Source organism: Pseudomonas sp. A34-9 (assembly GCF_029543085.1).
Taxonomy (GTDB): domain Bacteria; phylum Pseudomonadota; class Gammaproteobacteria; order Pseudomonadales; family Pseudomonadaceae; genus Aquipseudomonas.
This window is the reverse complement of the sequence record NZ_CP119967.1, coordinates 2,922,977-2,949,967: the sequence shown is the minus strand read 5'-3', so window position 1 is coordinate 2,949,967 and position 26,991 is coordinate 2,922,977. Positions and strand designations below refer to the sequence as shown.

Below are 26,991 nucleotides of genomic sequence, written 5' to 3'. Positions count from 1 at the left end.
CATGGAACGTATCCCGATTCTCCAGATGGGCAAGTTCCTGCTGGTGACCATCCAGGTCGACATGCATGACCAGCTCGCCCTCACCTTGCAGGACGACTTGTCCGAGCGCATCAGCAACACCTCGGCACGGGGCGTGCTGATCGATATCTCGGCGCTGGACATGGTCGACTCGTTCATTGGCCGGATGATCAGCACGATCTCCGGCCTGTCGAAAATCATGGACGCCGAAACCATGCTGGTCGGCATGCAGCCGGCGGTGGCGATCACCCTGGTCGAACTCGGCCTGACCCTGCCCGGTGTCAGCACGGCATTGAACGTCGAGCGCGGGATGAAGCTGCTGCAGGAACGAGTAGACCGGCAATGACCGTACGCAGCAGCGGTACTCAACCCATCCACATCGAACAGGATGTCGTGCTCGCGCGCCAGACAGCACGCAAACTGGCCACCGAATGCGGCATGCGTCTGATCGACCTGACGAAAATGGTCACGGCGGTCAGCGAACTGGCCCGCAACACCATGGTTTACGGGGGCGGCGGCGACATGGACTGGCAAATTCTCGATGAGGATCACAAGGTCGGTCTGCGTCTGACGTTTCGCGATGAAGGTCCGGGTATTGCCGATATCAAACTGGCGATGACCGACGGCTGGACGTCCGGTACCGGCATGGGGCTGGGCCTGACCGGCGCGAAACGGCTGGTCGAAGAGTTCGAACTCGACACCGAGCCCGGCAAAGGCACACGCATAACGATCACCCGATGGACATGAATATCGTGGGGGCATTGACCCAGGTTCTGCCCATCGAAGACAGCAGTCAGATCGGTCATGCCCGGCGCACCGCGCAGCAACTCGCTGAACAGCATGGCTTTGATGAGCGCGATGCCGGGCGCGTCGCTTTGGTTGCCACTGAACTGGCGAGCAATGTGCTCAAGCATGCCGCTCACGGCGCACTGCATCTTCGCGTATTACCCCGGCCCACGGGTTTCGGCATCGAAATGCTCGCGGTGGATCGCGCTCAGGGCTTTGATCTGGAGGCCTGCCTGGCCGATGGATTCTCCACGGGCGGCACCCAGGGGATCGGCCTCGGCGCGGTATCGCGGCAGACCGAGGTGTTCGATGTCTATGCCGACGCGCGTGGCGCGGTATTGCTGGCACGACTTTACCCACGCAGCGACCGCGAGCCGGATATCCGCTATGGCGTCAGTCAGCATTCGTTGCACGACGATCCGGCGTGTGGTGATGTCTGGCACCTGGCGTATGAAGGCGCCAGCGTCAGCGCACTGGTGATCGACGGCCTCGGGCATGGCGAGGAAGCCGAACGCGCCGGTCGCGCGGGGGCGCAGGCCTTTGCCCTGACGCCGTTCGCCGAACCGGTGATGTTGATGGAAGACCTGCATCGGGACATGATCGGCACTCGCGGTGGCGCCGTTGCGTTCATGCAGTTCGACGGCAGGCGCGACAGCCTGACCTTTGCCGGCGTCGGCAACATCGGCGCCAGCCTGATCAGCGCCGACAAATCCCGCGGACTGGCCTCGCACCCGGGCATTGTCGGCGTGCAATACCGGAAAGCCCGCCCCTTTGACTATGCTCACGTGAACGGAAATCTATTGATCATGTACAGCGACGGCTTGCAGTCCCGTTGGAATCTTCAAGACTACCCCGGTCTGGTGCACCGCCACCCTGCCGTGATAGCCGGCGTCCTGCACCGCGACTTCAGTCGCGGGCGCGACGATGTAACGGTGCTGGTCGTTGCCCTGGAGGCCGCCCATGGCTGAGTCGCCCATTCTGAGCAGTGCCGAGCAGGCTGCGCTGATTGCGCAGTTGCAGAGCGAAACGGCGGCCCTGCGCGAAGAACTCGATGAAACCAATCAGGGCGTGCTGGCCCTGTACGCCGAACTCGACATACAGGCTGAAGAACTGCGCCAGGCCTCGGATCTGAAGAGCCGTTTCCTGTCGTACATGAGCCATGAGTTCCGCACACCCCTGGGTTCGATCCTGAGCATCAACAGCCTGCTCGCCGATGAACTCGACGGCCCGCTCAGCCCCGAGCAGCACAAACAGGTGGCGTTCGTCAGCACGGCCGCGCGCGAACTCAGTGACATGGTCGATGACCTGCTCGATCTGGCCAAGATCGAGGCCGGGCGCATCACCATTTCCCCGGCCTGGTTCGACATGTTCGACCTGTTCTCCGCCCTGCGCGGAATGTTCCGGCCGATTGTCGATGCCACTGCGGTCGATTTGATTTTCGAAGAACCGAGCGGCTTGCCGCGCCTGTACACCGACGACAAGAAACTCGCGCAGATCCTGCGCAACTTCATTTCCAATTCGCTGAAGTTCACCACCCGTGGCGAAGTGCGGGTGTCTGCGCGCCTCGAAGGCGTGGACAAGGTGCGTTTTGCCGTCAGCGACACCGGAATCGGTATCGCACCCGAGCTGCATGGTGCATTGTTCGAGGACTTTTCCCAGGTCGACTCGCCGTTGCAGAAACGTCTGCGCGGCACCGGGCTGGGTCTGTCGCTGTGCAAACGCTTCGCGGCCCTGCTCGGCGGTGAAGTCGGGCTGGAAAGCACGCCGGGGGTCGGCTCGACCTTCTTCGTGGTCATTCCGCTGGCGATCGCTCTGGAGAACGTCGATGAAACGTGACATCCGCCTGTTGGTCGTCGACGACAATGTCGCCACCCGCTATGCCCTGCGCCGACGGCTGGAGCGGCATGGTTACGAGGTGCTGGAGGCCGGCACTGGCGGCGAGGGGCTGGCGCTGATTGACAGCGAAGTGCTCGACGCTTTGATCCTCGATGTCAATCTGCCGGACATGAGCGGCTTCGACATCGTGCGCATTCTGCGCGCGGATACGCGCACCGCGCTGCTGCCTGTCATCCATGTGTCCGCCGCGTCGATCCAGACCGGCGACATCATCACCGGTCTCGACGCCGGTGCCGACGCCTACCTGATTCACCCGGTTGACCCGGACGTGCTGCTGGCCACCCTGCGCACGCTGTTACGGGTGCGCGACACGGAAAATGCCCTGCGCGAAAGTGAAGCGCGATTCCGCGAAATTTTCGTCAATGTGTCCGCGCCGATTGCGGTGCTGGATGCCAGCCTCAAGGTGCATGAGTGCAACCACGCTTTCGCACAACTGATTCTCGACAATCAGGCCCCGCAAACCCTGCGTGAATGCTTCGCCGAGGATCAAAGCGCAATCCTCAATGAACTGCGCTTGCGCCTGGTCGATGGCGAACGCTGGAAAGGCACGCTGAACATGCGCGTGCAGGGTGAGATCCGCGAGACCGAGTGGCAGATTTCGCCGTACCGCACGCCCGAGTTGAGCCTGGTATTTGTCGAAGACGTCACCGAACATCGCCATCGCGAACGCTCGCATCTGGCGCGTCTGGACGACACCACCACGCAACTGGCCAAAGAGGTCGCCGAGCGCGTGCGCGCCGAGGCGCAGTTGCTGCAAGTGCAGAAAATGGATGCGCTGGGCAAGCTCACTGGCGGGATCGCCCACGACTTCAACAACCTGCTGACCGGGATCATCACCAGCCTGGAGTTGATCCAGAAACGCGTCGCCGATGAGCGCCTGGACAAGGTGCAGTTCTATAGCGAAGCGGCGTTGAATTCGGCGATGAGCGCCGCGTCCCTGACCCATCGTTTACTCGCCTTTGCCCGCCAACAGCCGCTGGATACGCGGCCGGTGGACATCAACGACCAAGTACGCTCGCTGGAAGAATTGCTGGTGCGCACCATCGGTGAGCGGATCAGCCTCAAACTTGAATTGACCAGCAAACCGGCCATTGCTTTGGTCGACCCGGTGCAACTGGAAAGCGCGGTGCTGAATCTGGTGATCAACGCCCGTGATGCGCTGCCGGCAGGCGGCAATATCTGGGTCAACACTTATGCCGCGTACTCTCACGGTGACCCGAATCTGGCCGATGGCGCTTACGTGGCGCTGTCAGTGCGTGACGACGGCACAGGGATCGAGCACAACGTCATCGACAAGGTCTTCGATCCGTTTTTCACCACCAAACCGTTGGGCCAGGGCACGGGGCTGGGGCTGTCGACGATCTACGGTTTTGCCCGGCAATCGGGCGGCGACGCGCACATCCGCAGCGTCGCCCGGCGCGGTACCGAAGTGACGATCATGTTGCCGGCCACCACCGATCCGACAGGCGTCGATATCCCGGCGCCCGTGGTCGATCCGCAAGGCAGCGGCGAGCATGTGTTGATTGTCGAAGACATGCCATCGGTGCGCATGTTTGTCACTGAAGTGCTGGAGGACGCCGGTTATCGCTGCACCCAGGCAGCGGAGATCGAAACAGCGCTGGAGCGCTTGCAGAATGATGCGTCGATCAACCTGCTGTTGACCGACGTTGGCCTGCCGCGCATGAGCGGACGGGAATTGGCGGATGTTGCGAGGGGCTGGCGCGAAGGCTTGCCGATTCTGTTCATGACCGGGTATGCCGAGACAGCGATCAACCGCCAGGTGTTTCTGGGCAGCGGCATGGACATGCTGGTCAAGCCGTTTCAGATCAGCGAGCTGCTCGACAAGGTCCGCCGCACCCTTGATGGTGCCTGACCGCAGCTCCCACAGGGATTAATGTCGTACACAGATCCACTGTAGGAGTGAGCCTGCTCGCGATGGCGTCAGGTCAGCCAATTCATCTATGGCTGATACTCCGCTATCGCGAGCAGGCTCACTCCTACAGGATTTGGCGTGCACGCGGGATTCGCTATGCTCGCTTAGGCGTCAGCCCTGCCAACACCCCTACCGGCTCAAGGCCCGGGCCAAAAATGGCGCAGTCTTGCTCTTCTTGCTCGCCGCCACTTTCTGCGGTGTGCCGGCGGCAACAATCCTGCCGCCCTGATCCCCCGCCCCCGGCCCGATATCGATCACCCAGTCACTCTGCGCCACTACGCGCATTTCGTGCTCGACGACAATCACCGTGTGCCCCGCTGTCACCAGTGTGTCCAGTTGCTCCAGCAACCGGTCGACATCACGCGGATGCAGCCCGGTGGTTGGTTCATCCAGCACATACAAGGTCGCGCCGCGCTGGTTGCGCTGCAACTCGGTGGCCAGTTTGATCCGCTGTGCTTCGCCCCCGGACAACTCCGTGGCCGGCTGACCCAGACGCAGATAACCCAGGCCAATATCGCGCAGCACTTCCAGTGAACGGCGAATCCCCGCTTGCTCGGCAAACACCGTCACCGCTTCATCGACGGTCAATTGCAGCACTTGGGCGATGCTCAATCCCTCCCAGAGAATTGCCAGGGTCTGCGGGTTGTACCGCGCACCCTGACAAGTCGGGCACGGCGCATAGACGCTGGGCATGAACAACAACTCGACACTGACAAACCCTTCGCCTTCGCACGTGGCGCAACGGCCCTTGGCGACGTTGAAGGAAAACTGTCCGGCGTCATAACCCGCCGCCCGTGCAGCGTCGGTCGCGGCGTAGAGCTTGCGCACGTTATCGAACAACCCGGTGTAGGTCGCCAGATTGGAACGCGGTGTGCGGCCGATAGGTTTCTGGTCGACCTGCACCAGTCGCTTGATCGACTCCAGCCCCGACGTGACCTGGCCACTGCTGACCTGCGGCGCGTCGTCTTCGAGGCTGAGTTCTTCCGGCTCGCTGTCCACCGTGGTACGTCCCAACTGCGCGCCGACCAGTTCCAGCAAGGCCTGACTGACCAGGCTCGACTTGCCGGAACCGGACACGCCGGTGACCGAGGTAAAGCAGCCCAGCGGAAATTCGGCACTGAGGTTGTTCAAGTTGTTGCGGGTGATGCCGTCGAGCTTCAGCCACCCTGACGGTTGGCGCGGCGTGCGTATCTGGCGCTGTGCTTCAGCAAACAGGTAGGCGCGAGTCTGCGACGCTTCGACCTCGGCCAGACCGGCGGGCGGGCCGCTGTACAGCACCTGCCCACCCTGCTCGCCCGCCGCCGGACCGACGTCGATCAGCCAGTCGGCACGGCGCATGGTTTCCAGGTCGTGCTCGACTACAAACAGCGTGTTGCCGTCAGCCTTCAAGCGCTGCAACGCCTCGAACAACGCCTCGCCATCGGCCGGATGCAAACCGGCAGAGGGCTCGTCGAGCACGTAGATCACCCCGAACAATTGCGAACCCAGTTGCGTTGCCAGCCGCAAGCGCTGCAACTCCCCGGACGACAGCGTCGGCGTGCTGCGCTCCAGCGCCAGATAACCGAGGCCCAGATCGGTCAGGGTGCTGACCCGCTCCAGCAGATCCTCGGCAATGCGCTGCGCCGCCAGGCGTTTTTCCAATGACAGGTTGGGCGTGTGTCGCACATCGGGCGCGCTGCCGTGGCCGCTGGCGCCATGGGCCACGCGTTGCTGGCGGGCCTCACGGGTTTGCGCGTGGCTCAAGGTCTCACCGCTTGCTTCGGCCTGCTGCAGATAACTGGCCGCCGCCACCGGCCGCAATACTTCGGCCAGTTGCAGCAAAGGCATCTGCGACAGCTCACCGATGTCATACCCGGCAAACGTCACCGACAATGCCTCACGCTTCAGGCGCTTGCCGTCACACAACGGGCAAGGACTGCCGAGCATGAACTGCGACACACGCTTCTTCATCAGCGCACTTTGCGAATGGGTAAAGGTGTGCAGGACGTAGCGCCTGGCGCCGGTGAAAGTGCCCTGATAACTCGGCTCCATCTTGCGTTTGAGGGCGACGCGGGTTTCTTCCGGGGTCAGCCCGGCGTACACCGGCACGGTCGGGGTTTCTTCGGTGAAGAGTATCCAGTCGCGCTGTTTTTTCGGCAGCTTTTTCCACGGGATGTCGACATCGATGCCCATGGTCACGAGGATGTCGCGCAGGTTCTGGCCCTGCCAGGCCAACGGCCAGGACGCCACCGCGCGCTGGCGGATGGTCAGGTTCGGATCGGGCACCATCAGCGCCTCGGTGACTTCATACACCCGGCCCAGGCCATGACACTCGGGGCACGCGCCCTGCGGCGTGTTCGGCGAAAAGTCCTCGGCGTACAACATCGGTTGGCCCGGCGGATAACTGCCGGCGCGGGAATAGAGCATGCGGATCAGGCTCGACAACGTGGTGACGCTGCCCACCGACGAGCGCGTGCTCGGTGTGCCGCGTTGCTGTTGCAGGGCCACGGCCGGCGGCAGGCCTTCGATGGAATCGACATCCGGCACGCCAACCTGATCGATCAGCCGTCGCGCGTACGGCGCCACCGATTCGAAGTAACGGCGTTGGGCTTCGGCATACAAGGTCGAGAAGGCCAACGAAGATTTGCCCGAACCGGACACGCCGGTGAACACCACCAGCGCGTCGCGGGGGATGTCGACGTCGACGTTTTTCAGGTTGTGTTCACGGGCGCCGCGCACCCGGACCATGCCGGCGGGCGCTTTGGAGGTGCGTTTGGAAGTCATCGACCTGCCTTGGTAAAGGAATGTTCAGCGCTCAGTTGCCGATCACCACCCGGATCATCTGCAACAGGGCTTCGGGGCTGTACGGTTTGCCGAGCAAATGGGTGTCGGGGCTCAACTGGTGATTGCGCGAGATGATGTCGCGGGTGTGACCGGAGGTGAACAGCACCGCCACCGGCGGCGTCTGCACCTTGGCCCAGGCGAACAGGTCGGAGCTTTTGATCAGCCCCGGCATGACCACGTCGGTGAAGATCAGGTCGACTTCGGTGCCTTCCAGCAGCATTTGCATGGCCGCATCGCCGTGGCCGGCGGTCAACACGCGATAGCCCTCCTCGCGCAACAATTCGACCGCCGAAGCGCGCACCGCGTCGTTGTCTTCGACCACCAGAATCGTCTCGTGGCCGCCACTCTGCTGCCGTTGCAGATTGGGCGATTCATCAAGGATCGGGCGCAGGCTGCGCGGGAAGTACAACTGCACCCGCGTGCCCGCGCCGACGTCACTGGCAATGTCGACATGCCCGCCGCTCTGTTTGACGAAGCCGAACACCATGCTCAGGCCCAACCCGGTGCCCTGGCCATCAGCCTTGGTGGTGAAAAACGGTTCGAACACTTGCTCAAGAATTTCTGGCGCGATGCCGGCGCCGCTGTCACTGACGGCGACGCGGACAAACTCGCCGGGAACGATGCCTTTACCGGCACAAAACTCGCGGTCGAGTCGCACGTTGGCAGCGCTGAGCACGATGGTGCCCTCGCCCTTCATCGCGTCACGGGCGTTGATCGCCAGGTTGAGAATGGCGTTTTCCAACTGGTTGCGGTCGACGTTGATGTGCCATGGCTTTTGCGGCAACTGCACGTCGATCTGAATGGTTTCGCCCAGCGCGCGCTGGAGTAATTCGCCTAAGCCTTCGAAAATCTGCTGCGGGTTGCACACCGCCGGCGTCAACGGCTGGCGCCGGGCAAACGCGAGCAATTGCGAGGACAGCTTGGCACCGCGCTCGACCGCCGCCAGCGAGGCGCTGACCCGGCGCTGCACATTGGCGTTATTCGGTTCGTGACGCGCGAGCAGATGCAGATTGCCGGCGATCACTTGCAGCAGATTATTGAAGTCGTGAGCCACGCCACCGGTGAGACCGCCAATGGCTTCGAGCTTTTGCGACTGGCGCAACTGTTCTTCAGCCGCCAGCCGCGCCTCGACCTCTTCGCCCACGCGCTGTTCGAGGTTGCGGGTAAATTTGAGCAGGGATTCTTCGGCGATCTTGCGTTCATGGATGTCGATCAACACGCCGGGAAAGCGCGACGGCGCGCCATGTTCGTCAAATTCGCAACCGCCGCTGGCCAATACCCACAGATAACTGCCGTCGCTGCGCAACACCCGGTATTCAGCGTTATAGGGTTCGCCGGTCTGCACGGAGTGGACGACCCGCTCCTGCACCCAGGCAGCATCATCGGGATGAATGCGCGACTCGGCGATGCTCTGGGGCAGGTTGCTCAGGTCCTGATCCGGCGGATAAGAGAAGGTGCGGGCGAAACGCTCGTCTGCCGACAAGATGTTGTTTTTCACGTCCCATACAAACGAGCCGAGCAAGGCCCCGGCATTCAACGCCAGACGCACCCGTTCATTGTCGGCGCGGTAAGCACGTTCAGCTTCCTGACGCCGGCGTTCGGAGTGCATGAACTCGGTGGTTTCCACCACCATCGCCATTACCCCGGCCGGCTTGCCGTCATCATTGGCCACCGGGCTGTAATACAGATCCATCCAGACATCTTCGGGGACGCCATCGCGCAACAGCACCAACTCTTTATTGCGAAACGACAAGGTGCCACCGGCCAGGCAGGTATCGACCACGTGCCGGTTGAAATCGGCGACTTCCGGCCAACCCAGCTCCACCGGCACACCGAGCAGATACGGATGGCGACCGCCGGCGAATATCGAATAGGCGTCGTTGTAGATCATGTAGCCGGCACGGCCCCAGAGCATGACCATCGGCAGCGGCGAGGCCAGCATCAGTTGCACGGCGCTGCACAAGCTGGCCGGCCAGCTCTCCAGCGGGCCCAATTCGGTATGGCGCCAGTCGAACGCTTTGATACGCCCGGCCATCTCGCCTTTCCAGCCGTCACAACCATGGCTATCGGATAAAAACTGCATCGACTGACTCAGTGTCCTGTGGTGGTTGCCCGGTAAATCGCGACGCCATGACGACGCGACGCCCGACTGTTTCGAGTGTCTTGCGTCGCATTGGTTTCATTAGAGGTATAGCCGATTTCATCGCCGTTCGGGGCCTAGACCCCGATCAAGTGCTTGAGCGGATGGTAGCCAGTTTTCATCTTCGCGGCGACGTCGAGAATGGCCTTCTCGATGCCGTTCAAATGCATGCAGGTCAGTTCGATGGCGGCGCTCTGATTGCCGGCCTCGATGTATTCGATCAGGCGCAGGTGTTCGTCATCGCGGCACACCTCGTGACTGTCATCGTCCAGCGCGGCGGCATACAGCGACGCGCGGGAAATCAGCTTCTGGAACCAGTCGAGCAGCACCGGATTATTCAGGCTGCGCGCCAGTTTGATGTGGAACTCGCCGAGCAGATGAATCAGCCGTTCGTGGTCACCGGCGGCGTGGGCTTCGTCTTCCAGCAGCAAATGTTCACGCAGGTCCTGCATCGCCGCCGTGTCCTTGCGTCGGCACAATTCAGTGACGATGCCGATCTCGATCAGCCGCCGGGTTTCGAACAGCGAACGGATTTCTTCGTTGCTCGGCAGCGACACCGATGCACCTTTATTGGGCTCGGTGGTGACCAGTCCATCGGCCTCCAATTGCTTCAATGCGGCGCGCACCGACGTGCGGCTGACATTAAATAATTCGGCCAGCGAGGCCTCACCCAGTTTCATCCCCGGGCGTAACGAACGCTTGCTGATCGCCTCGTAAACCCCTTGGTAGACGCGGTCGACCGTGGTTTCCAGTTTCTTCTCGGTCATTCGAACACTCCTTTAGCGTCGGGCAACCCGCCCCTGGCGATGCCTGGCCATGGAAAAAGGGGGTTGCACCCGCAGATTAATCCGGGTATTTCTAAATTGCATTCAGATATTGCATACAATAAATAGAGGATTGCACCATTATGGGTCAACCAATAGCAATTGAAGTGCGCAACGTCTCCAAACGATATTCCGACGATCCAGGCCTCGCGCCGGCCCTCGACAATGTCTCGGTGAACATCGCCGACAACGAATTCTTCACCCTGCTCGGCCCCTCGGGTTGCGGCAAAACCACCTTGCTGCGCACCATCGCCGGCTTCGAACACGTCAGTGAAGGCGAGATTCGTCTGGCCGGCGAGACGGTCAATCACCTGCCGCCGTTCAAGCGTCGGGTCAACACGGTGTTCCAGAGTTACGCGCTGTTTCCGCACATGAGTGTCGCGCAGAATATCGCCTTCGGCCTCGAGATGCAGGGTCTTGATCGCAAGTTGATCCCGGATCGCGTCAACGAGATGCTCGCGCTAGTGCAAATGGAGCACTTGGCCGGACGCAAACCGGCTGAATTGTCAGGCGGCCAACAGCAACGCGTGGCTCTGGCCCGGGCCTTGGCGCCGAAACCGAAAGTGCTGTTGCTGGATGAACCGCTGTCGGCGCTCGACCTCAAGCTGCGCAAGGAAATGCAGGTTGAACTCAAGCGCGTGCAGAAAGAAGCCGGGATCACCTTCATCTTCGTCACCCACGATCAGGAAGAAGCGCTGACCCTGTCCGACCGCATCGCGGTGATGTCGGCCGGCAAGATCCTGCAGATCGGTACGCCGACCGATATCTACGAACATCCTAAACACCGGTTTGTCGCGCAGTTTATCGGCGACATCAACTTCCTCCCCGGCCAACTCAAACACGGCGAGCACAACGAAAAGCTCTTCGTGCCCAACGGCATGCCGATTGAAATTCCTTGTCAGCAACAAAGCTTTGCCGGCAGCAGCGTGCAACTGGCGTTTCGCCCGGAGCGTTCGCAGCTGGTCGATGCCAGCCAGCCGCATCACCTGCGCGGGGTGATCGAAGCGGTGCTCTATGTCGGCACCGCCACCCTGTACCAGTGCCGTTTGAACAATGACATCAAAGTCATGCTGCGCGAAAACAACGAAGGCCTGAACCAGAGCCGTGCGGTCGGCGAACGCGTCGCCGTGCACCTGCCACCGCACGCCTGCCTGTTGATGGAGGCCTGAGATGAGCGTCAGCAGCACTTCCCCTGCCCTCAACCGTGCGCTGTTGCTCAGCCCGGTGGTGTTGACCCTGCTCGCCCTGATCGCCATTCCACTGGGAATCATGGGCTACATCAGCCTGCTGCCGCGCAATACTTACGGCGGCGTCGACTGGCAAGCGCAATGGCAATTGCAAAGCTATGTGCAGCTGTTTTTCCAGGAAGGTTTCGACGGCGAACTGGAATTGAACTGGGTCTACGCCCAAGCCTTGTTGCGCTCGGTCTTACAGGCCGGCGGCACCACCGCGCTGTGTTTTCTGTTCGGGTTTCCGGTGGCGTTGTGGATGTCGAGCCTGACCCCGCGCCGCCGCAACTTGATGGTCTTGCTCATCACCATTCCGTTCTGGACCAACCTGCTGATCCGCAACTACGCGTGGCTGATCATCCTGCGCGAACAGGGCTGGGTTGCACAAAGCCTTAACGCGCTGTTGCCGAGTGCCGGCGGCATCACCCTGCTCTACAACGATTTTGCGGTGAGCGTCGGTCTGGTCTACAGCTTCCTGCCGTTCATGATTTTGCCGATCTACTCGACCCTGGAAAAACTCGACTGGCGTCTGGTCGAAGCCGCTTATGACCTTGGCGCCAATCGCTGGCATGCGTTGCGGCGGATCATCCTGCCACTGTCGATGCCGGGGGTGATTGCCGGGGCGTTGCTGGTGTTCGTGCCGAGCCTCGGCGCGTTCATTACCCCGGCGATTCTCGGCGGCGGCAAGACCTTGATGATCGGCAACCTGATCCAGCAACAGTTCGGCACCGCGCGCAACTGGCCACTGGGCAGCTCGCTGTCGTTCCTGTTGCTGGCGATTCTGCTGGTGTCGCTGGTGCTCTACGCGCTGTACAGCCGCCGCGCGGCGAAGACCATCAATCGGGGGGCGAAAGCATGATTTCTCTGCACCTGAAAAAACTCCCGGCAACCCGCGAAATCAGTCTGTTGATCCTCGCTTATCTGTACCTGCCGATCTTTGTGTTGATCGCCTACAGCTTCAACGCCAACCGCTCGGCGACGGTGTGGACCGAGTTTTCGTTGGCCTGGTACGGGCGGATTCTGGCCAACCCGTCGATTCAGACGGCGGCGCTGAATTCAATCATCGTCGCGACCATCGCCACGGTCTGCGCCACGGCGATTGCACTGCTCGCGGCGCTGGCCACGTATCGGCCGTTCTACGGGCAGAAAATGGTCGAGGGCGGGATCAACCTGCCGCTGATCCTGCCGGAAATCGTCACGGCGGTGGCCACCCTGCTGCTGTTTATGGCGCTGGGCATCAAGCTCGGTTTGCTGACGGTGATCGTTGCGCACATCGGTTTTTGCATCCCCTTCGCTTACCTGCCGATCCGTGCGCGCCTCAACGATCTGGACAAGAGCCTGCTGGAGGCGGCGAACGATCTCTACGCCAATCCGTGGCAGGTGTTCCGCCGCGTGACCTTGCCGCTGCTGTGGCCGGCGGTGCTGTCCGGTGCGGTGCTGGCGTTCGTGGTCAGCCTTGACGATTTCATCATGACGTTCTTCGTCGCCGGCCCCGGTTCGACGACGTTGCCGGTGTACATCTTCTCGGCAATCAAGGCTGGCGTGACGCCGGAGATCAATGCGATCTCGACGCTGATGCTGGTGATTTCCATCGTTCTCGTGGTGCTGGCCTTCTGGCTGGGCCAGCGCGGCAAACAACAATAAACCTGGAGCGCTCTGTTCATGAACATCAAAACCATGCGTTTGGCTGTGTCCGGTCTGGCCCTGAGTTGTTTTACCGCGCTCAGCGCCCACGCGGCCGAACCGAAGGAGCTGTTTTTCTACAACTGGACCGATTACTACCCGGTCGACCTGCTGGCCAAATTCGAAAAGGAAACCGGCATCAAGGTGACCATGGACGGTTACGACAGCAACGAAACCCTGCTCGCCAAACTGCAGGCCGGCGGCGCAGCGTATGACGTGATCGTACCGTCGCAGTCGATCATGCAGACGCTGATCAAGCAGGACCTGCTGATGGAAATCGACACACCGACCCTGAGCAATTTCCAGTACGTCAAAGGCCCGTTCCGCGACCCGGGTTTCGATCCCGGACGCAAGTTTTCGGCGCCGTATCTGTGGGGCACCACCGGATTCTCCTACGACAGTGCGCGGGTGCCGGGCGGCAAACTGGATGACTCGTGGAAAGAGTTCTTCGAACCGCGCAAAGAGCTGCAAGGGCAGCTTGCCGCGCTGGATACGTCGAGCAGCGTGATCAACGCCGCCAGCCACTATCTGAACGTCGACGAGTGCAGCGAAAACCCGCAGGACGCCAAGCGCATTCTGGAATTGCTGCAGAAGCAGAAGCCGTTTTTGAAGATGTACAGCTCCGACAACACCGTCGACCGCATGGCCTCGGGTGAGGTGATCATGATGCAGAACTGGAACGGTTCGACGGCGCGCGCGACGTTGCAGAAGAGCACGATCAAATACGTCTACCCGCGTGAAGGCGTGGCGATGTTTCAGGACAACTTCGCCGTGCCGAAAAGCGCGCCGCATCCGGGTAACGCGAAGATTTTTATCGATTGGATGATGAAGCCGGAGAACGCCGCGGCGGTGTCCAACGCCATTGCTTACGCCAACGGGATTCAGAGCGATTCGTTGCTCGATCCGAAGTGGAAGGTGATGGACGCGATCAACATGCCCGAAGCGTACGCCTCGCGGTTGCGGCCGGAGAAGGAATGCAGCAACAAGGCGCGGGAGCTGCAGGACCGGATCTGGTCGAAGCTCAAGGGTTGATCCGAGACCGCTGCCCTCACCCTAGCCCTCTCCCAGGGGTAGAGGGGACTGACCGAGGTGTCTTGCGATCTACGCCGACCTGATAAATCGAGTCGATTATGGATTCAACGCCGAGCTTCAAACCAGTCAGCCTTGGATTCACAGCTGCACTTTAAAACCGGTCGACTTTGGATTCACAGGCAGACTTTCAGGTCGGCGTACATCTTCAATATCTCCCATTCGGTCCCCTCTCCCTCCGGGAGAGGGCTAGGGTGAGGGAAAAAATTCAAAGACCTATGAGGTTTGTATGACCCAACCACACTGGCTCCGCAACGTACGCCCCTACGGCGCCCCCGCCGAAGACCTGCTCATCGAAAACGGCCGGTTCAGCCAACGCCGCCCCGCTACCAATACGCCGCTCGCAGCCACCGACATCGACGGCCACAACCAACTGCTCACCAGCGCCCTGGTGGAAAGCCACGTCCACCTCGACAAAACCCTCTACGGCCAACCCTGGCGCCCGAACAGTGCCGGGCCGACGCTCAAGGACTACATCAGCAACGAACGGCGCATCTTGCGTGAAGTAACAGCACCGATCGCCGAACGCGCCGGCGCGCTGCTGGAAAACTGCATCGCCCGTGGCTCGCTGACGATGCGCTGCCATGTCGACATCGACCCGGAATTCGGCCTGCGCCACGTCGAAGCCATGCAGCAATTGCGCGAGCGCTACAAAGACCTGATCGACCTGCAACTGGTGGTGTTCCCGCAAACCGGACTGATCAGCCGTCCCGGCACCGCCGAGCTGATGCGCGAAGCCATGGCGCTGGGCGTGGAGAATGTCGGTGGACTGGACCCGTGCGGCATCGACAATGACCCGATTGCGCAGCTGGATTTCGTCTTCAATCTGGCTGCGGAATTTGGCCGGGGTGTTGATATTCACCTGCACGACAAAGGTGAGCTGGGCCTGTGGCAAATCGCGTTGATCGCTGATTACACCGAGCGTTTCGGCTTGCAGAACCGGGTGATGATCAGCCACGCCTATTGCCTGGGCATGTTGCCGTGGAGCCAGGTCAAACCCGTCGCCGAGCGTTTGGCGAAACTTGGGATTTCGTTGATGAGTTCGGCGCCGGCTGACACCGCTGTACCGCCGTTTCTGGCGTTGCGTGAAGTCGGCGTGAATGTCTGCCTGGGGTCCGACGGCATCCGCGATGCGTGGTCGCCGATGGGCAATGGCGACATGCTCGAACGGGCGATGTTGCTGGCGTTTCGCTTTGATCTGGGCAAGGACGATGAACTGGCGGCGGCGTTTGCGGCGGCCACGGTCAACGGCGCGCGGGCGCTGGGCATTGAAGATTACGGATTTACGCTCGGTCAGCGCGCGGACTTCTTGCTGATGCCGGTCGAGACACTGGGCGAAGCGGTGGTTGCGCGACCGTTGCGTCAGGTCTATCGCGCCGGCGCCTTGATCGCCAGTGGCGGTCACTTGCTGGAAAGCCGCCTGTGAAACGCATCGGTCTGCGCGCCAGTTGCGTGGTCGGTTTCGACGGCTCGCAGCATGTGCTGTGGCGTGACGGCGAAGTGGTGTTTGGCGGATCACGCATCGAATTTGTCGGACGCGGTTATGCGGGACCGGTGGATCAGTGGATCGACTACGGCAATGCCTTGATCGGCCCCGGTTTCATCGATCTGGATGCGCTGGGCGATCTCGATTCCACCGTGCTGACGCTGGACAACGGCGATGAACGCAGCATGGGCCGCATGTGGTCTGCCGAGTATCTGGCTGCCGGCCCGCGTGAGACTTACAGCCCGCAAGAAGAGGTTTTCAAGTACCGCTACGCCTTCACCCAATTGATCCGCAACGGCATCACCACAGCCATGCCGATCACCTCGATGTATTACCGCGAGTGGGCGGAAACCTACGACGAATTCGTCGCCGTCGCGGGCGTTGCCGGTGAGCTTGGCTTAAGGACATACCTCGGCCCCTGCTACATGAGCGGCATGAGCTACTGGCGCGCCGACGGCAGCCTCGCCCATCACTGGGATGAGGCACGAGGACTGGCGGGATTGAATGCAGCTGAACGCTTCTTCAAGGATTTCGACGGTGCGCATGACGGTTTGATTCGCGGCGCGCTGCTGCCCGACCGCATCCAGACCTGCACGCCGGCGTTGCTGCAACGCACCGCGGCGCTGAGTCGCGAACTGAATGCGCCGATGCGCCTGCATTGCTGTCAGGCACTCAGTGAAGTAGCGATGGTCGAGCAACTGCGCGGCACTTCGCCGCTGGGCTGGTTGCAGCAACTGGACTTGCTCACACCGCGCAGTCTGCTGCCACACGGCATCTACAGCGCTGGCGACGACGATTTGCAACGGCTGATCGATGGCGGCGCGAGCCTGGTGCATTGCCCGTTGGTGTTTGCCCGTGACGGTGAGGCGCTGAACTCGTTCGGTCGCTATCGGGCCAAGGGCATCAACTTTGCGCTGGGCACCGACACTTGGCCGGCGGATCTGCTGGAAAACATGCGCCACGGCTTGAACATCGCGCGGTTGCTGGAAGGCGGCTCGGCGCTGACCAGCAGCCTCGATCTGTACAACGCCGCGACCCTCGGCGGAGCGCGGGCGCTGGGCCGTGATGATCTCGGTCGTCTGGCGCCTGGCGCCAAGGCCGATATCACCGTGTTCAGCCTGCGCGGACTGCACCTGGGGCCGTTGTTCGATCCGCTGAAAAACCTGTTGCTGGCCGGGCGCGGCGACGATTGCATCGCCAGTTACATCGACGGTCGCTGCGTGATGCACGACGGTCAGGTCAACGCTGTCGACTACCCCGCCCTGCAACGCCAGGCACAACAGCAATACGAAAAACTGATGCGCAGCCACAGCGACCGTGCCTTTGCCCGACCGGACTGGAAAACCCTGTTCCAGCCGGCCATTGCGTTTGCCGATGACTACAGCGCCGACGCGCCGTTGAGCGCCATTGATCCACTTTCCTAGAGATAACTGCCATGCACAGCTTTGATTTCAGCCAGCTCAGCCCACGGGAAAAATACAAGATCCTCATCGGCAGCGTCGTGCCCCGGCCGATCGCGCTGGTCACCACCATCGATGGCGAAGGCCGGGTCAATGCCGCGCCGTTCAGCTTTTTCAATGCCCTGTCGGCCGATCCGCCGATTCTGGCGCTGGGCGTCGAGAATTACGGTGATCAGAGCCCGAAGGACACCACGCGCAATATCCAGCTCAATCAGGAATTCACCGTCAACATCGTCAGCGATGCACTGGTGGAGGCGATGAACGTCTGCGCCGTGCCGTTTGCGCCGGGTTTCGATGAGTTGACTGCGGCGGGCCTGACGGCGATTGCCGGCACCACGGTGAAATGCCCACGCATCGGTGAGGCACCGGTGGCGCTGGAGTGCCGACGGATGATGGCGCTGAATATCGGTCAGTCGCGCGAGATCATTTTTGGTGAGGTGTTGATGGCGCATGTGCGCGATGAGTTGATCGATCCGCAGACGCTGTACATCGATCAATTGGGCCTGGATGCGATCGGACGCATGGGCGGCCATGGGTACGCGCGAACCCGCGATTACTTCGACCTGCCGACCCGCTCGTTGCAAGCGTGGACGGAGGCGCCGGGCGGTGGCGAGCGGTTTTGGCCTGCCACCAAATAAGCGCCAACAACAAAAGATCGCAGCCTCCGGCAGCTCCTACATTTGGAATGCATTCCCCTGTAGGAGCTGCCGAAGGCTGCGATCTTTTGATCTATCAGTCCGTGCCGTACTTCGGCGAGCGTGGGCCGTACAGCAGGCCTGCCGGATGTCCGGCCGAGAGCAGGCGATTGCTCGCCACACCGGCAATCGGATAGCCGGCATCGGTGGAGCTGTTGATGATCTGCTTCACTGCCGCCGAGATCAGCATGCCGACGATACCGCCGGCATTGCTATTGCCGCCCTCTTCGCTCGACGCCCGCGCCGAACCGGTCCACAGCGTCGTGCCGCTTTTCAGGTCGACCAGTTTCGCCGTCGCGGTCACTGCCGTTTCGCTGCTGATCACCATGTAACGCGTACCGTATTCGGTCACGGTGATGTACAGCGCAGCGTCCGCACCGAAGATGTCCTTCAGTTTGCTCGGCGGTGCCTGATGGATGTCGTCCGGGGTGGTCAGACCGTTCTGACGAAACGTCTCGTCAACCAGCGCGATCGGCAGCACGTAATAACCGGCTTCGGCCAGTGGGAAGGTCACCTGCGACAACAGGCTGTACGAGGCCTTCACATCCGGCGAAGTGTTCAGCGGAGGCAGCACCAGAATGGTTTTCGGCCGCGCCTGTTTGTAGGCCGAGTAATCCACGGTCTTGGGAGCAACGCAGCCACCCAGCACGGTCAGGGCCAGACCGGCAGCCAGCAGTTTCATGGTGCGCGCGATCATTTCGCGTCTCCGGTCTTGGCGTTTTTAAGCAGGAAATCCATGTACGTCCCAGACTCGGGGAACAGGGTTTTCTCGGTTTTGAACTGCTGCACCATCTGGTCGTCCTTGCCCATGCTCAGATAGAGCAGGCCAAGGTGCGCGTGGTAACCGGGCGGTACAGCCTTGCCGGTGGAGCGGATTTTCTGCAGGTCACGTTCCAGTGCTTCGGCCTGGGCTTCTTTCGGCTCTTCGCCTTTGAAGTATTCGTAGACCTGGGGCTCGTAACCTTCCCACTGGTACAGGGTTTGCGGGCCGGAGGCACAACCGGCCAGCAAGGCGCTGGCGGCCAGCGTCAGCGCCAACAGCGCGCGCGACAAAGTCAGATTCATGAGTGTTGCTCCTTGCAATGGGCGTCGATCAGTTGCCCGGTTTCCAGGCACCGGCGTTCATGCCATCGACCAGACGATTGATCGCCTCGCGCATGGCCAGATCCAGTACTTTGCCGTTGAGGGTGGAGTCGTAGGCAGCGGTGCCGCCGAAGCCGATGATTTCGCGGTTGGACAAGGCGTATTCGCCGGCGCCCTGGGTCGAATACACCACTTCGGAGGTGCTGATGTTGACGATGTTCAGGTTGACCTTGGCGTAGGCGACTTGAGTCTTGCCACGGCCAAGGATGCCGAACAATTGGTGATCGCCGGTTTCTTTGCGGCCGAACTCGGTGACGTCACCGGTGACCACATAATCAGCGCCTTTCAAGCGTTGGGCCTGACCTTTGATAGCCGCTTCCTGCTGGATTTCACCCATGTTGTCGCGATCCAGCACGCTGAAGCGGTTGGTTTGCTGCAAGTGGGTGATGAGGATGGTCTTGGCCTGACCGCCGAGACGGTCGACGCCGTCGGAGAAGATTCCGCGCATGTAGCTGGAGCGGTTGTCGAACTTGCCCACGGCCATTGGCACGCGAACGCCGGTCCAGACCTGTGTAGCGCTTTCAACCTTGGCCACCGGCAGCGCGCGGGAGCTTTCGGTGGCGCAACCGGCGAGTGTGCCGGCAATCGTGCCGAGCACAGCAATCGCGACGCCTGAAACCAGCATCCGGGAGATCATTCTCACTGAATATTCCTTTTGAAAAACGGGGATGTCCCACCACGGCAATGTGCGGCGGGAGTTGAAAAGGGGCGGCATTATGACAAAGTGCCATCATTCGTGACAGGCTTTTTTTGACGCCAGTGAATTGACTGCTCTGGACTTGATCGTTCCCACGCTCGGCGTGGGAATGCAGCCACGGACGCTCCGCGTCCGCTGTGACGCAGAGCGTCACGGGAGGCGTTACCACGCAGAGCGTGGGAACGATCAGATCAGAGCGCGCTAATGGAAATCGCGGCTCTGCACGCGGATGCCATTGAGCAACGGGCTGAGGTCGCTCAAGCGCCCGGCGATCAGGTGGCGCACTTCACCTTCGCGCTCCCAGCGGCCGTCGACCTTGAGCAATTGCGAGCCCACCAGCACCTGGCGCTGACGCTCGGCCAGATCACGCCAGACTACTACGTTGACGTTGCCAAACTCGTCTTCCAGCGTCACAAAGGTCACACCGCTGGCAGTGCCCGGTCGCTGGCGCCCCGTCACCAGCCCGGCGATGCTCACCGGCCGGCCGTGCTCGACGTCGAGCAACTCCTGCGAACTGCGGCAGCGCAGCGCCTTCAATTCGCCCCGTAACAGCGCCAGCGGATGCGGCCCCAGCGTCGTGCCGACGGTGATGTAATCGGCGTGAAGATCCTCGCCGACACTGGGTTTGGGCAGCACCACTTCCGCCTCCTCCTGACTCGGCAACCCGGCAAACAGGCCCAGCTGTTTCTGCACCCCGGCCACTTCCCAGCGCGCCCGATGACGATGCCCGGCCAGGCCGCGCAACGCCCCGGAATCGGCCAGCAATGCCTGTGCCCGACTGTCGAGCGCCGCCCGCTCGCCCAGGTCGGCAACATCGGCAAACGCCCCACGCGCCCGCGCCGCCTCGATGCGTCGCGCGTCGTCTTCACGAAAGCCCTTGATCATGCGCAAGCCCATGCGGATCGCCGGTTGCGCCGTCGTGGTGGTTTCCAGGCTGCAATCCCAGTCACTGGCGCGCACGTCGACCGGGCGGATCTGCAACTGATGGCGGCGCGCATCCTGGAGAATCTGATCCGGACTGTAGAAGCCCATCGGCCAGCTGTTGATCAATGCACAAGCGAACGCCGCCGGTTCGTGGCACTTGAGCCAGCAACTGGCGTAAGTCAGCAAGGCGAAACTGGCGGCGTGGGATTCGGGGAAGCCGTAACTGCCGAAGCCTTTGATCTGCTCGAAGATCTGCGCGGCGAACTCCGGCGTGTAGCCGTTTTTCTTCATGCCGGCGGCGAGTCGCTCCTTGTGCGGTTCCAGTCCGCCGTGACGTTTCCACGCCGCCATCGAACGACGCAATTGATCAGCCTCGCCGGGGCTGTAATCGGCGGCGACGATGGCAATCTGCATGACCTGTTCCTGAAACAGCGGCACGCCGAGGGTGCGTTTGAGCACCACTTCAAGTTCCGGCGACGGATAGGTTTCCTCTTCTTCCTTGTTCCGGCGGCGCAGGTACGGATGGACCATCCCGCCCTGAATCGGCCCCGGGCGGACGATGGCCACCTCAATCACCAGATCGTAGAACTTCGCCGGTTTCAGACGTGGCAGCATCGACATCTGCGCCCGTGACTCGATCTGGAACACGCCGATAGTGTCGGCGCGGCTGATCATCTCGTAAGTCGGTTTGTCTTCGGCCGGGATCGTCGCCAGACTCAAGTCCAGATTACGGTGACGCCGCAGCAGGTCGAAGCAGCGACGGATTGCACTGAGCATGCCGAGGGCGAGGATATCCACCTTGAGCAGGCCAACGGCGTCGAGGTCGTCCTTGTCCCACTGGATGATCGTGCGCTCGGCCATGGCGGCGTTTTCGACCGGCACCAGCGTGTCCAGCGGCTGTTCGGAAATCACGAAACCGCCGGGGTGTTGCGACAGGTGCCGGGGGAAGCCGATCAGTTGCCCGGTCAGGCTCAGTACCCGGCGCAACACCGGGCTGTCCGGGTCGAAACCACCTTCGAGCAAACGCTCGACCGGCGGCGTTTCATCGCTCCAGTGGCCGCAGCAATCGGCCAGTGCGTTGATCTGATCCGGCGGCAGGCCCAAGGCCTTGGCCACATCACGCACCGCGCCGGCGGCGTGGTAAGTGCTGACCACCGCCGTCAGCGCCGCTCGACCACGGCCATAACGGCGGAACACGTATTGCAGGACTTCTTCGCGGCGTTCGTGTTCGAAGTCGACATCGATGTCCGGCGGTTCATTGCGCTCCCTGGACATGAAGCGTTCGAACAGCAGCGTGGTGCGGTCCGGGTCGATCTCGGTGATGCCCAAGGCAAAACACACCGCCGAGTTGGCCGCCGAGCCACGGCCCTGGCACAGAATCTGCTGCTCGCGGGCGAAGCGCACCACGTCATGCACGGTGAGAAAGTAGCTTTCGTAGCCAAGTTCGGCGATCAGTTTCAGCTCGTCGTCGATCTGCTTGAGCACTTTGGCTTGTGCCCCTTGCGGCCAACGCCAAGCGATGCCCTCCTCGGTCAGATGACGCAACCAGGAACTGGCACTGTGCCCCTCTGGCACCAGTTCTTTGGGATATTGATAACGCAACTCGCCCAGATCAAACGTGCAGCGCCGGGCCAGCTTCACCGACTCATCCAGCAAGGCCTGCGGATACAACTCGCGCAACACCTCGACGCTGCGCAAATGTCGCTCGCCATTGGGGTGCAAACGCAGCCCGGCTTCGGCCACCGGGACGTGATGGCGGATCGCGGTCATGGTGTCCTGCAAGGCGCGCCGGCCACGGGCGTGCATGTGCACATCGCCGCTGGCCACTGCCGGAATCCGCAACTCGGCGGCCAGCCGCAACAACCCCGTCAGCCGCTGCTGATCGTCCTGGCCACGATGCAATTGCACCGCCAGCCACAGACGCTCGCCAAAGGTCTGCTGCAGCCAACGGCCCTCTTCCAGCTGATCAAGCGAATCCGGCACCCACAACACCAGCAACCCCGGCAGCGCTGCGTCGAAGTCCTCGCGCAGCACTTGATACTGGCCTTTTTGCCTGCGCCGCCGGGCGCGGGTGATCAAACCGCACAGCGCCTGATAGCCTGCAAGGTTCTCCACCAGCAACACCAGTTTCGGGCCGTTGTCGATGCGCACTTCACTGCCGATGATCAGCGGCAACTCAACCGACTTCGCCGCTTGCCAGGCGCGGACGATCCCGGCCAGCGTGCATTCGTCGGTGATCGCCAGCCCTTGATAGCCGTGCTTTTTCGCCCGCTGAAACAGTTCCAGCGCACTGGACGCACCGCGCTGAAAACTGAAGTTCGACAGGCAGTGCAGTTCGGCATAACCGTCGTTCATGCAAACCAGCCCTGCAGCCACAACGGACCGCCCTCACCCACCGCGCGATAAGCCCAGCCCTGTTGGCCGGCGCGGTTCTGGATCAGGTAATAATCGCGGCGCACATCGTCACCGTCCCACCAACCGGACTCAATACGTTCCGGGCCCATGAGAATCCGCGCCGAACCCTCCGCCACGCTCTGCGGTTCACCGAGCAACCAGCCCGGACGCTGCACGCTCGGCAAGCCTGCGCAGCGCTGTTTGTCGACGCCGTGCTGCCACGCGCACTCCGGACGATGATCGGCCTGAAAACGCAGCCCCTGCACCGCGTCATCGCCCAAGCGCGCGCGCAGGCGTTCGCGCAATTGCTCCCAGGGCAAGGTCTGCTGTGGACGGTCATCGAACAGTTCCTGAAACTGCGGCACGAAACTCGGCAGGTCCTCGGCGCGCAGACGAAAGCCACGCACGGGCGCCTCGACCTGCACTTGCTCGAGCCGTCCGCGTGCCAGTTCAAACAGCATCGCCGGATCACGTTCGGCGCTGAGCAAACCGACTTTGATCACGCTGTCCGGCAGCCCGGCGTGTTCCAGATGCAGGTCGAAACGCTGCACGCCGCTGTCGCGCCCACAGAGGAACGCCGACAGGTCACCGGTCAAACGGCGTAACGGGAACAGCAATGCCTGATGCGATTGCACGTCGAAATTCAGTTCGATGCGTACGTCGAAACGATCCGGCGGCAAGTAAAATTCCAGCGCCAAGGGGCGCGCACCGAACAAGGTGTCGAGATGCTTGAGCATCTGCGCTTCGAAGCGCCGTGCCAGTGCCTGACGCGGCAGACTCTGCACTTGATTGAGGTTGCGCAAGCCCATGCGCGACAACGCCGTGGCCACGCTCGGCTCCAGGCCGACACGGTCGACGGGCAACTGGCCGAGGTGATGCTGCAAGGCTTCGCCGTCCGGCACCACCAGCCCGTCATAAGCATTGGCCAGTACCCGCGCCGCCACCGGATTCGGTGCGGCAACGATGCGATGGCGAAAGCCCAGATCGCTCAGTTCCTTGCGCAATCGTGCTTCAAACTGCGCCCAGGAACCGAACAGACCCAGGCTCGATTCGATCTCGAACACCACGGTGCGCGGGTAATGCACGCTGACCTGCGAACTGAAACGGTAGGCCCACGCGGCGAGAAACTGCTGCCAGTGCTCGACCTCGGCAGCCTCGTAATCGGCGGTGACAAAACCTTTGCTCATGGCCTGCGCAGCGGTCATCGACTGGCCCGGACGCAAACCGAGTTTGCGCGCCGCCGGGTTGACCGCTTGCAGCACCCGCCGTTGGGCCGGGCCGTTGAGCAGCACCAACGGCTCCTCGGGATCGGGGCGCTGACGCAGCACGGCGTCGAGGGCCAATTGCGGGAACAGAATACACACCCAGCGCATGGCGACCTCAGTGACCCACGGCAAAGGCAATCGGCGCCGCACGCGCGAGTCCGCCACGGCACTTGAGGACGCGCAACTGCGCGGGTTTGGCATCGATGGCAATCCGTAATGCCGCCGGTGACGGATTGACCGCTTCACTCAACGGACGCCACGCAAACGCCAGGGTCTGGCCGGTTTCCGCCGCCACCTGCAAACGGCGCAATGCGCGGTCATCAGCCTTGTGCGGCCAGCACAGCACCGCGCCGCAACTGCCCGAACGCAAGCACTGTTCCGCCGCCCACAAGGCATCGCGCTCGCTGGCCTGAATCACCGACAACTGGCGCAAATCGACCCCGGCGTTCTCCCACGCCTGCGGGTACGGCACGAATGGCGGCGCCACCAGCACGATGCGCTCGCCCGCCGCCGCCAACCGCGCCAGCGTCGGCCACACCAGTTGCAGCTCGCCGACACCCGGGCCGGCCAAAAGGATTTCGCTCAGCGCCGCTTCCGGCCAGCCACCGCTGGGCAATGCTGCGTCCAGCGCGGCGTGCCCGGTGGGTTGCGGGCTGGCGGCCGGCGGCGCAGGCCGGCCCCTCCAGACCTGGCCGCCATTGAACAGCGTATCCAACGCAACGACGGCGCCCATCAGCCTTGCCTCACCAGACCGCAGAACACCCCTTCGATGGCCAGATCCTGATCGTCACGCACGACAATCGGCTGGTACGCCGGGTTGCGCGGCAACAGCCGCACTTCATCGCCAACCCGTTCGAAGCGTTTAATGGTGACTTCACCGTCGAGCCGCGCCACGACGATCTGGCCGTTGAGCGCTTCGGGATTGCGCCGCACGCCGACCAGATCACCGTCGAGAATGCCGTCCTCGATCATCGAATCACCCTGCACCCGCAGCATGTAATCGGGTGTGCGGGAGAACAGCGCCGGGTCGAGCATCAAGCGGCTATGGATGTCGGCATCGGCGCCAATCGGCGCACCGGCAGCGACGCGGCCGAGCACGGGGATGTCGAGCAGCTCCGGGCGCGGCGGCTGCCCGAGCAGGCGAATGCCCCGGGCCTGATGCGGATTGACCTCGATAAACCCGGCTTCGGTGAGCGCCAGCACGTGCTTGCGCGCCACGCTGCGCGAGGCAAAACCAAAAGCCTCGCTGATTTCAGCGAGGCTTGGGGGCTGACCGTGTTCGGCGATTCGATCGCGGATAAAAGTCAGAATGGCGGTACGGCGGGGAGTCAGGCTTGTCATGGAGTACATTTGTACTCCTGTAGGATTTTCCTGACAAGCGCCGCAGGTCGGCCCACCCCACGTTGATCGCTCCCACGTTGATCGCTCCCACGTTGATCGTTCCCACGCTCTGCGTGGGAATGCCTCTAGGGACGCTCTGCGTCCAGTGACGCGGAGCGTCACGGGCTGCATTCCTTTGCTGCGCGTGGGAACGACCAGTGCGGGGTGTCAGCTAAGACCGCGTTCGGCCAGAAATGCGGCGATGTAATCGATGAAGGCGACGACCTTGGCCGTGGCTCGGCGATGGCTCGGGTACACCGCCAGAATGTGCGGGCCGAAGCTGTCCGGGTCGATCTCATAGTCAGCCATGACCCGCACCAGTCGCCCGTCGGCCAGGTACGGCGCGGCGCTCCACAGCGGCGTGTGCAGCAAACCGCGCCCGGCCAGGGCACTGGCCAGCAGCAAGTCATAATTGTCACTGCGCAACCGCGGCGCCGCCGGTTGCGCCAGGCTCAAGCGCTGCCCGTCGCACTCGGCCCACCAGAATTCGCGGCTGAGCAACGGGTGCTGATAGAGCAGCCATTCATGCTGTTCAAGGGTCTGCGGATTGACCGGCAAGCCTTTGCGCACCAAATACTCCGGGCTGCCGCACAGGGCCAGACGATTGCTGCCGACCACCCGCGCAATCAACCCCGGCAAATCATCGTGGCCCTCACGCAGCGCCAGGTCGTAGCCACTTTCCAGCAGATTGACGAACGCATCGCACAGGTCCACTTGCAGGCTGATCTGCGGGTATTGCTGCAAAAAACCGTCACACACCTGATCGAGAAACGCCCGTCCATAGGCCAGCGGCGCGGTGATTTTCAGGTTGCCGCGCAAGCCGTGCTGCAACTGCTCGATTTCCTCACTGGCCTCATCCAGCCGCTGCAACACCAGGCGTGCGGTTTCCAGGTACACCCGACCGATTTCGGTGAGCAGAATCCGCCGGGTGCTGCGCTCGAACAGCCGTGCGCCCAGCTCCGACTCCAGGTGATTGACCGCTTTGGTCAGCGCCGACGGGGTCTTGCCCAACTGCTCGGCGGCGCGGCTGAAACTGCCGAGCTGCGCGGTGACCACGAACATTTTCAATGCACCCAACTTGTCCATGCTTTTTCCATTCAGGCAAAAACGTTTTTCGTGAGGGAGG

General features: G+C 62.1%; 23 protein-coding genes. 12 read left to right on the top strand and 11 right to left on the bottom strand.

Going from position 1 to position 26,991, the window contains the following annotated elements:
* Position 1: 1 nt before the first annotated feature.
* From P3G59_RS13165 to P3G59_RS13145, 5 genes are read left to right on the top strand one after another with little or no spacing between them, the layout of a single operon-like run.
* Positions 2–364: an STAS domain-containing protein gene (locus P3G59_RS13165; RefSeq protein WP_095136273.1), complete on the top strand. Its 363-nt coding sequence runs from the start codon at positions 2–4 to the stop codon at positions 362–364.
* The gene (locus P3G59_RS13160) at positions 361–765 is read left to right on the top strand and encodes an anti-sigma regulatory factor (protein ID WP_277761891.1); all 405 of its coding nucleotides are present in this window, start codon (positions 361–363) and stop codon (positions 763–765) included. The genes P3G59_RS13165 and P3G59_RS13160 overlap by 4 nt, the downstream gene beginning before the upstream one ends.
* Positions 762–1,772, top strand: coding sequence for an ATP-binding protein (locus P3G59_RS13155; RefSeq protein WP_277762146.1), 1,011 nt, complete (start codon positions 762–764; stop codon positions 1,770–1,772). The genes P3G59_RS13160 and P3G59_RS13155 overlap by 4 nt, the downstream gene beginning before the upstream one ends.
* The gene (locus P3G59_RS13150; protein ID WP_277761890.1) at positions 1,765–2,640 is read left to right on the top strand and encodes an ATP-binding protein; all 876 of its coding nucleotides are present in this window, start codon (positions 1,765–1,767) and stop codon (positions 2,638–2,640) included. The genes P3G59_RS13155 and P3G59_RS13150 overlap by 8 nt, the downstream gene beginning before the upstream one ends.
* Positions 2,630–4,573, top strand: a complete 1,944-nt coding sequence (locus tag P3G59_RS13145; RefSeq protein WP_277761889.1) for a response regulator — start codon at positions 2,630–2,632, stop codon at positions 4,571–4,573. The genes P3G59_RS13150 and P3G59_RS13145 overlap by 11 nt, the downstream gene beginning before the upstream one ends.
* 189 nt (positions 4,574–4,762) lie before the next feature.
* Here the strand turns inward: P3G59_RS13145 and P3G59_RS13140 are convergent, their stop codons facing one another.
* From P3G59_RS13140 to P3G59_RS13130, 3 genes are all read right to left on the bottom strand, one after another.
* Positions 4,763–7,396, bottom strand: a complete 2,634-nt coding sequence (locus P3G59_RS13140; RefSeq protein ID WP_277761888.1) for an excinuclease ABC subunit UvrA — start codon at positions 7,394–7,396, stop codon at positions 4,763–4,765.
* A 31-nt stretch (positions 7,397–7,427) separates the two neighbouring features.
* Entirely contained in the window at positions 7,428–9,539 is a 2,112-nt protein-coding gene (locus P3G59_RS13135; RefSeq protein ID WP_277761887.1) for a hybrid sensor histidine kinase/response regulator, read from the bottom strand.
* Positions 9,540–9,673: 134 nt separating this feature from the next.
* Positions 9,674–10,363, bottom strand: coding sequence for a GntR family transcriptional regulator (locus P3G59_RS13130; protein WP_016985306.1), 690 nt, complete (start codon positions 10,361–10,363; stop codon positions 9,674–9,676).
* A 140-nt stretch (positions 10,364–10,503) separates the two neighbouring features.
* On the opposite strand from P3G59_RS13130, the gene P3G59_RS13125 reads away from it, so the two are divergent.
* From P3G59_RS13125 to P3G59_RS13095, 7 genes are all read left to right on the top strand, one after another.
* Positions 10,504–11,589, top strand: coding sequence for an ABC transporter ATP-binding protein (locus P3G59_RS13125; RefSeq protein ID WP_277761886.1), 1,086 nt, complete (start codon positions 10,504–10,506; stop codon positions 11,587–11,589).
* 1 nt (position 11,590) lies between these two features.
* Positions 11,591–12,508 (top strand): ABC transporter permease, encoded by a 918-nt coding sequence (locus P3G59_RS13120; RefSeq protein ID WP_277761885.1) that lies wholly within the window; start codon positions 11,591–11,593, stop codon positions 12,506–12,508.
* Positions 12,505–13,293, top strand: coding sequence for an ABC transporter permease (locus P3G59_RS13115; RefSeq protein WP_277761884.1), 789 nt, complete (start codon positions 12,505–12,507; stop codon positions 13,291–13,293). The genes P3G59_RS13120 and P3G59_RS13115 overlap by 4 nt, the downstream gene beginning before the upstream one ends.
* A gap of 18 nt (positions 13,294–13,311) precedes the next feature.
* Positions 13,312–14,364, top strand: a complete 1,053-nt coding sequence (locus P3G59_RS13110) for an extracellular solute-binding protein (protein ID WP_277761883.1) — start codon at positions 13,312–13,314, stop codon at positions 14,362–14,364.
* A 286-nt stretch (positions 14,365–14,650) separates the two neighbouring features.
* The gene (locus tag P3G59_RS13105; protein WP_277761882.1) at positions 14,651–15,847 is read left to right on the top strand and encodes an amidohydrolase family protein; all 1,197 of its coding nucleotides are present in this window, start codon (positions 14,651–14,653) and stop codon (positions 15,845–15,847) included.
* Positions 15,844–17,331 (top strand): amidohydrolase family protein, encoded by a 1,488-nt coding sequence (locus P3G59_RS13100; RefSeq protein WP_277761881.1) that lies wholly within the window; start codon positions 15,844–15,846, stop codon positions 17,329–17,331. The genes P3G59_RS13105 and P3G59_RS13100 overlap by 4 nt, the downstream gene beginning before the upstream one ends.
* Before the next feature lie 11 nt (positions 17,332–17,342).
* Positions 17,343–18,005: a flavin reductase family protein gene (locus P3G59_RS13095; RefSeq protein WP_277761880.1), complete on the top strand. Its 663-nt coding sequence runs from the start codon at positions 17,343–17,345 to the stop codon at positions 18,003–18,005.
* A gap of 94 nt (positions 18,006–18,099) precedes the next feature.
* Here the strand turns inward: P3G59_RS13095 and P3G59_RS13090 are convergent, their stop codons facing one another.
* The 8 genes from P3G59_RS13090 to P3G59_RS13055 form a co-directional block, all read right to left on the bottom strand.
* Positions 18,100–18,759 carry a DUF799 domain-containing protein gene (locus P3G59_RS13090; RefSeq protein WP_277761879.1) on the bottom strand — a complete coding sequence of 220 codons (660 nt, stop codon included), beginning with the start codon at positions 18,757–18,759 and terminating at the stop codon, positions 18,100–18,102.
* A complete protein-coding gene (locus P3G59_RS13085; protein ID WP_277761878.1) occupies positions 18,756–19,127 on the bottom strand; it encodes a DUF4810 domain-containing protein in 372 nt (123 codons plus the stop codon). Before P3G59_RS13085 ends, P3G59_RS13090 begins: the two co-directional genes overlap by 4 nt.
* A gap of 28 nt (positions 19,128–19,155) precedes the next feature.
* Positions 19,156–19,842, bottom strand: coding sequence for a CsgG/HfaB family protein (locus P3G59_RS13080; protein ID WP_161986630.1), 687 nt, complete (start codon positions 19,840–19,842; stop codon positions 19,156–19,158).
* A gap of 261 nt (positions 19,843–20,103) precedes the next feature.
* Positions 20,104–23,202: an error-prone DNA polymerase gene (locus tag P3G59_RS13075; RefSeq protein ID WP_277761877.1), complete on the bottom strand. Its 3,099-nt coding sequence runs from the start codon at positions 23,200–23,202 to the stop codon at positions 20,104–20,106.
* Positions 23,178–24,593 carry a DNA polymerase Y family protein gene (locus tag P3G59_RS13070; protein ID WP_277761876.1) on the bottom strand — a complete coding sequence of 472 codons (1,416 nt, stop codon included), beginning with the start codon at positions 24,591–24,593 and terminating at the stop codon, positions 23,178–23,180. Before P3G59_RS13070 ends, P3G59_RS13075 begins: the two co-directional genes overlap by 25 nt.
* 7 nt (positions 24,594–24,600) lie before the next feature.
* Positions 24,601–25,218 (bottom strand): translesion DNA synthesis-associated protein ImuA, encoded by a 618-nt coding sequence (gene imuA / locus P3G59_RS13065; protein WP_277761875.1) that lies wholly within the window; start codon positions 25,216–25,218, stop codon positions 24,601–24,603.
* Entirely contained in the window at positions 25,218–25,835 is a 618-nt protein-coding gene (gene lexA, locus P3G59_RS13060; protein ID WP_277761874.1) for a transcriptional repressor LexA, read from the bottom strand. The genes imuA and lexA overlap by 1 nt, the downstream gene beginning before the upstream one ends.
* 198 nt (positions 25,836–26,033) lie before the next feature.
* Complete coding sequence (locus tag P3G59_RS13055) at positions 26,034–26,951, bottom strand: LysR family transcriptional regulator (RefSeq protein ID WP_277761873.1); 918 nt, start codon at positions 26,949–26,951, stop codon at positions 26,034–26,036.
* Positions 26,952–26,991: the final 40 nt, after the last annotated feature.

Excerpts from the sequence above, each read along its gene's own strand:
- P3G59_RS13165 (WP_095136273.1), top strand. The coding sequence starts at position 2 with ATGGAACGTATCCCGATTCTCCAGATGGGCAAGTTCCTGCTGGTGACC.
- P3G59_RS13160 (WP_277761891.1), top strand. The coding sequence starts at position 361 with ATGACCGTACGCAGCAGCGGTACTCAACCCATCCACATCGAACAGGAT.
- P3G59_RS13155 (WP_277762146.1), top strand. The coding sequence starts at position 762 with ATGAATATCGTGGGGGCATTGACCCAGGTTCTGCCCATCGAAGACAGC.
- P3G59_RS13150 (WP_277761890.1), top strand. The coding sequence starts at position 1,765 with ATGGCTGAGTCGCCCATTCTGAGCAGTGCCGAGCAGGCTGCGCTGATT.
- P3G59_RS13145 (WP_277761889.1), top strand. The coding sequence starts at position 2,630 with ATGAAACGTGACATCCGCCTGTTGGTCGTCGACGACAATGTCGCCACC.
- P3G59_RS13140 (WP_277761888.1), bottom strand. The coding sequence starts at position 7,396 with ATGACTTCCAAACGCACCTCCAAAGCGCCCGCCGGCATGGTCCGGGTG.
- P3G59_RS13135 (WP_277761887.1), bottom strand. The coding sequence starts at position 9,539 with ATGCAGTTTTTATCCGATAGCCATGGTTGTGACGGCTGGAAAGGCGAG.
- P3G59_RS13130 (WP_016985306.1), bottom strand. The coding sequence starts at position 10,363 with ATGACCGAGAAGAAACTGGAAACCACGGTCGACCGCGTCTACCAAGGG.
- P3G59_RS13125 (WP_277761886.1), top strand. The coding sequence starts at position 10,504 with ATGGGTCAACCAATAGCAATTGAAGTGCGCAACGTCTCCAAACGATAT.
- P3G59_RS13120 (WP_277761885.1), top strand. The coding sequence starts at position 11,591 with ATGAGCGTCAGCAGCACTTCCCCTGCCCTCAACCGTGCGCTGTTGCTC.
- P3G59_RS13115 (WP_277761884.1), top strand. The coding sequence starts at position 12,505 with ATGATTTCTCTGCACCTGAAAAAACTCCCGGCAACCCGCGAAATCAGT.
- P3G59_RS13110 (WP_277761883.1), top strand. The coding sequence starts at position 13,312 with ATGAACATCAAAACCATGCGTTTGGCTGTGTCCGGTCTGGCCCTGAGT.
- P3G59_RS13105 (WP_277761882.1), top strand. The coding sequence starts at position 14,651 with ATGACCCAACCACACTGGCTCCGCAACGTACGCCCCTACGGCGCCCCC.
- P3G59_RS13095 (WP_277761880.1), top strand. The coding sequence starts at position 17,343 with ATGCACAGCTTTGATTTCAGCCAGCTCAGCCCACGGGAAAAATACAAG.
- P3G59_RS13090 (WP_277761879.1), bottom strand. The coding sequence starts at position 18,759 with ATGATCGCGCGCACCATGAAACTGCTGGCTGCCGGTCTGGCCCTGACC.
- P3G59_RS13085 (WP_277761878.1), bottom strand. The coding sequence starts at position 19,127 with ATGAATCTGACTTTGTCGCGCGCGCTGTTGGCGCTGACGCTGGCCGCC.
- P3G59_RS13080 (WP_161986630.1), bottom strand. The coding sequence starts at position 19,842 with ATGATCTCCCGGATGCTGGTTTCAGGCGTCGCGATTGCTGTGCTCGGC.
- P3G59_RS13070 (WP_277761876.1), bottom strand. The coding sequence starts at position 24,593 with ATGCGCTGGGTGTGTATTCTGTTCCCGCAATTGGCCCTCGACGCCGTG.
- imuA (WP_277761875.1), bottom strand. The coding sequence starts at position 25,218 with ATGGGCGCCGTCGTTGCGTTGGATACGCTGTTCAATGGCGGCCAGGTC.
- lexA (WP_277761874.1), bottom strand. The coding sequence starts at position 25,835 with ATGTACTCCATGACAAGCCTGACTCCCCGCCGTACCGCCATTCTGACT.
- P3G59_RS13055 (WP_277761873.1), bottom strand. The coding sequence starts at position 26,951 with ATGGACAAGTTGGGTGCATTGAAAATGTTCGTGGTCACCGCGCAGCTC.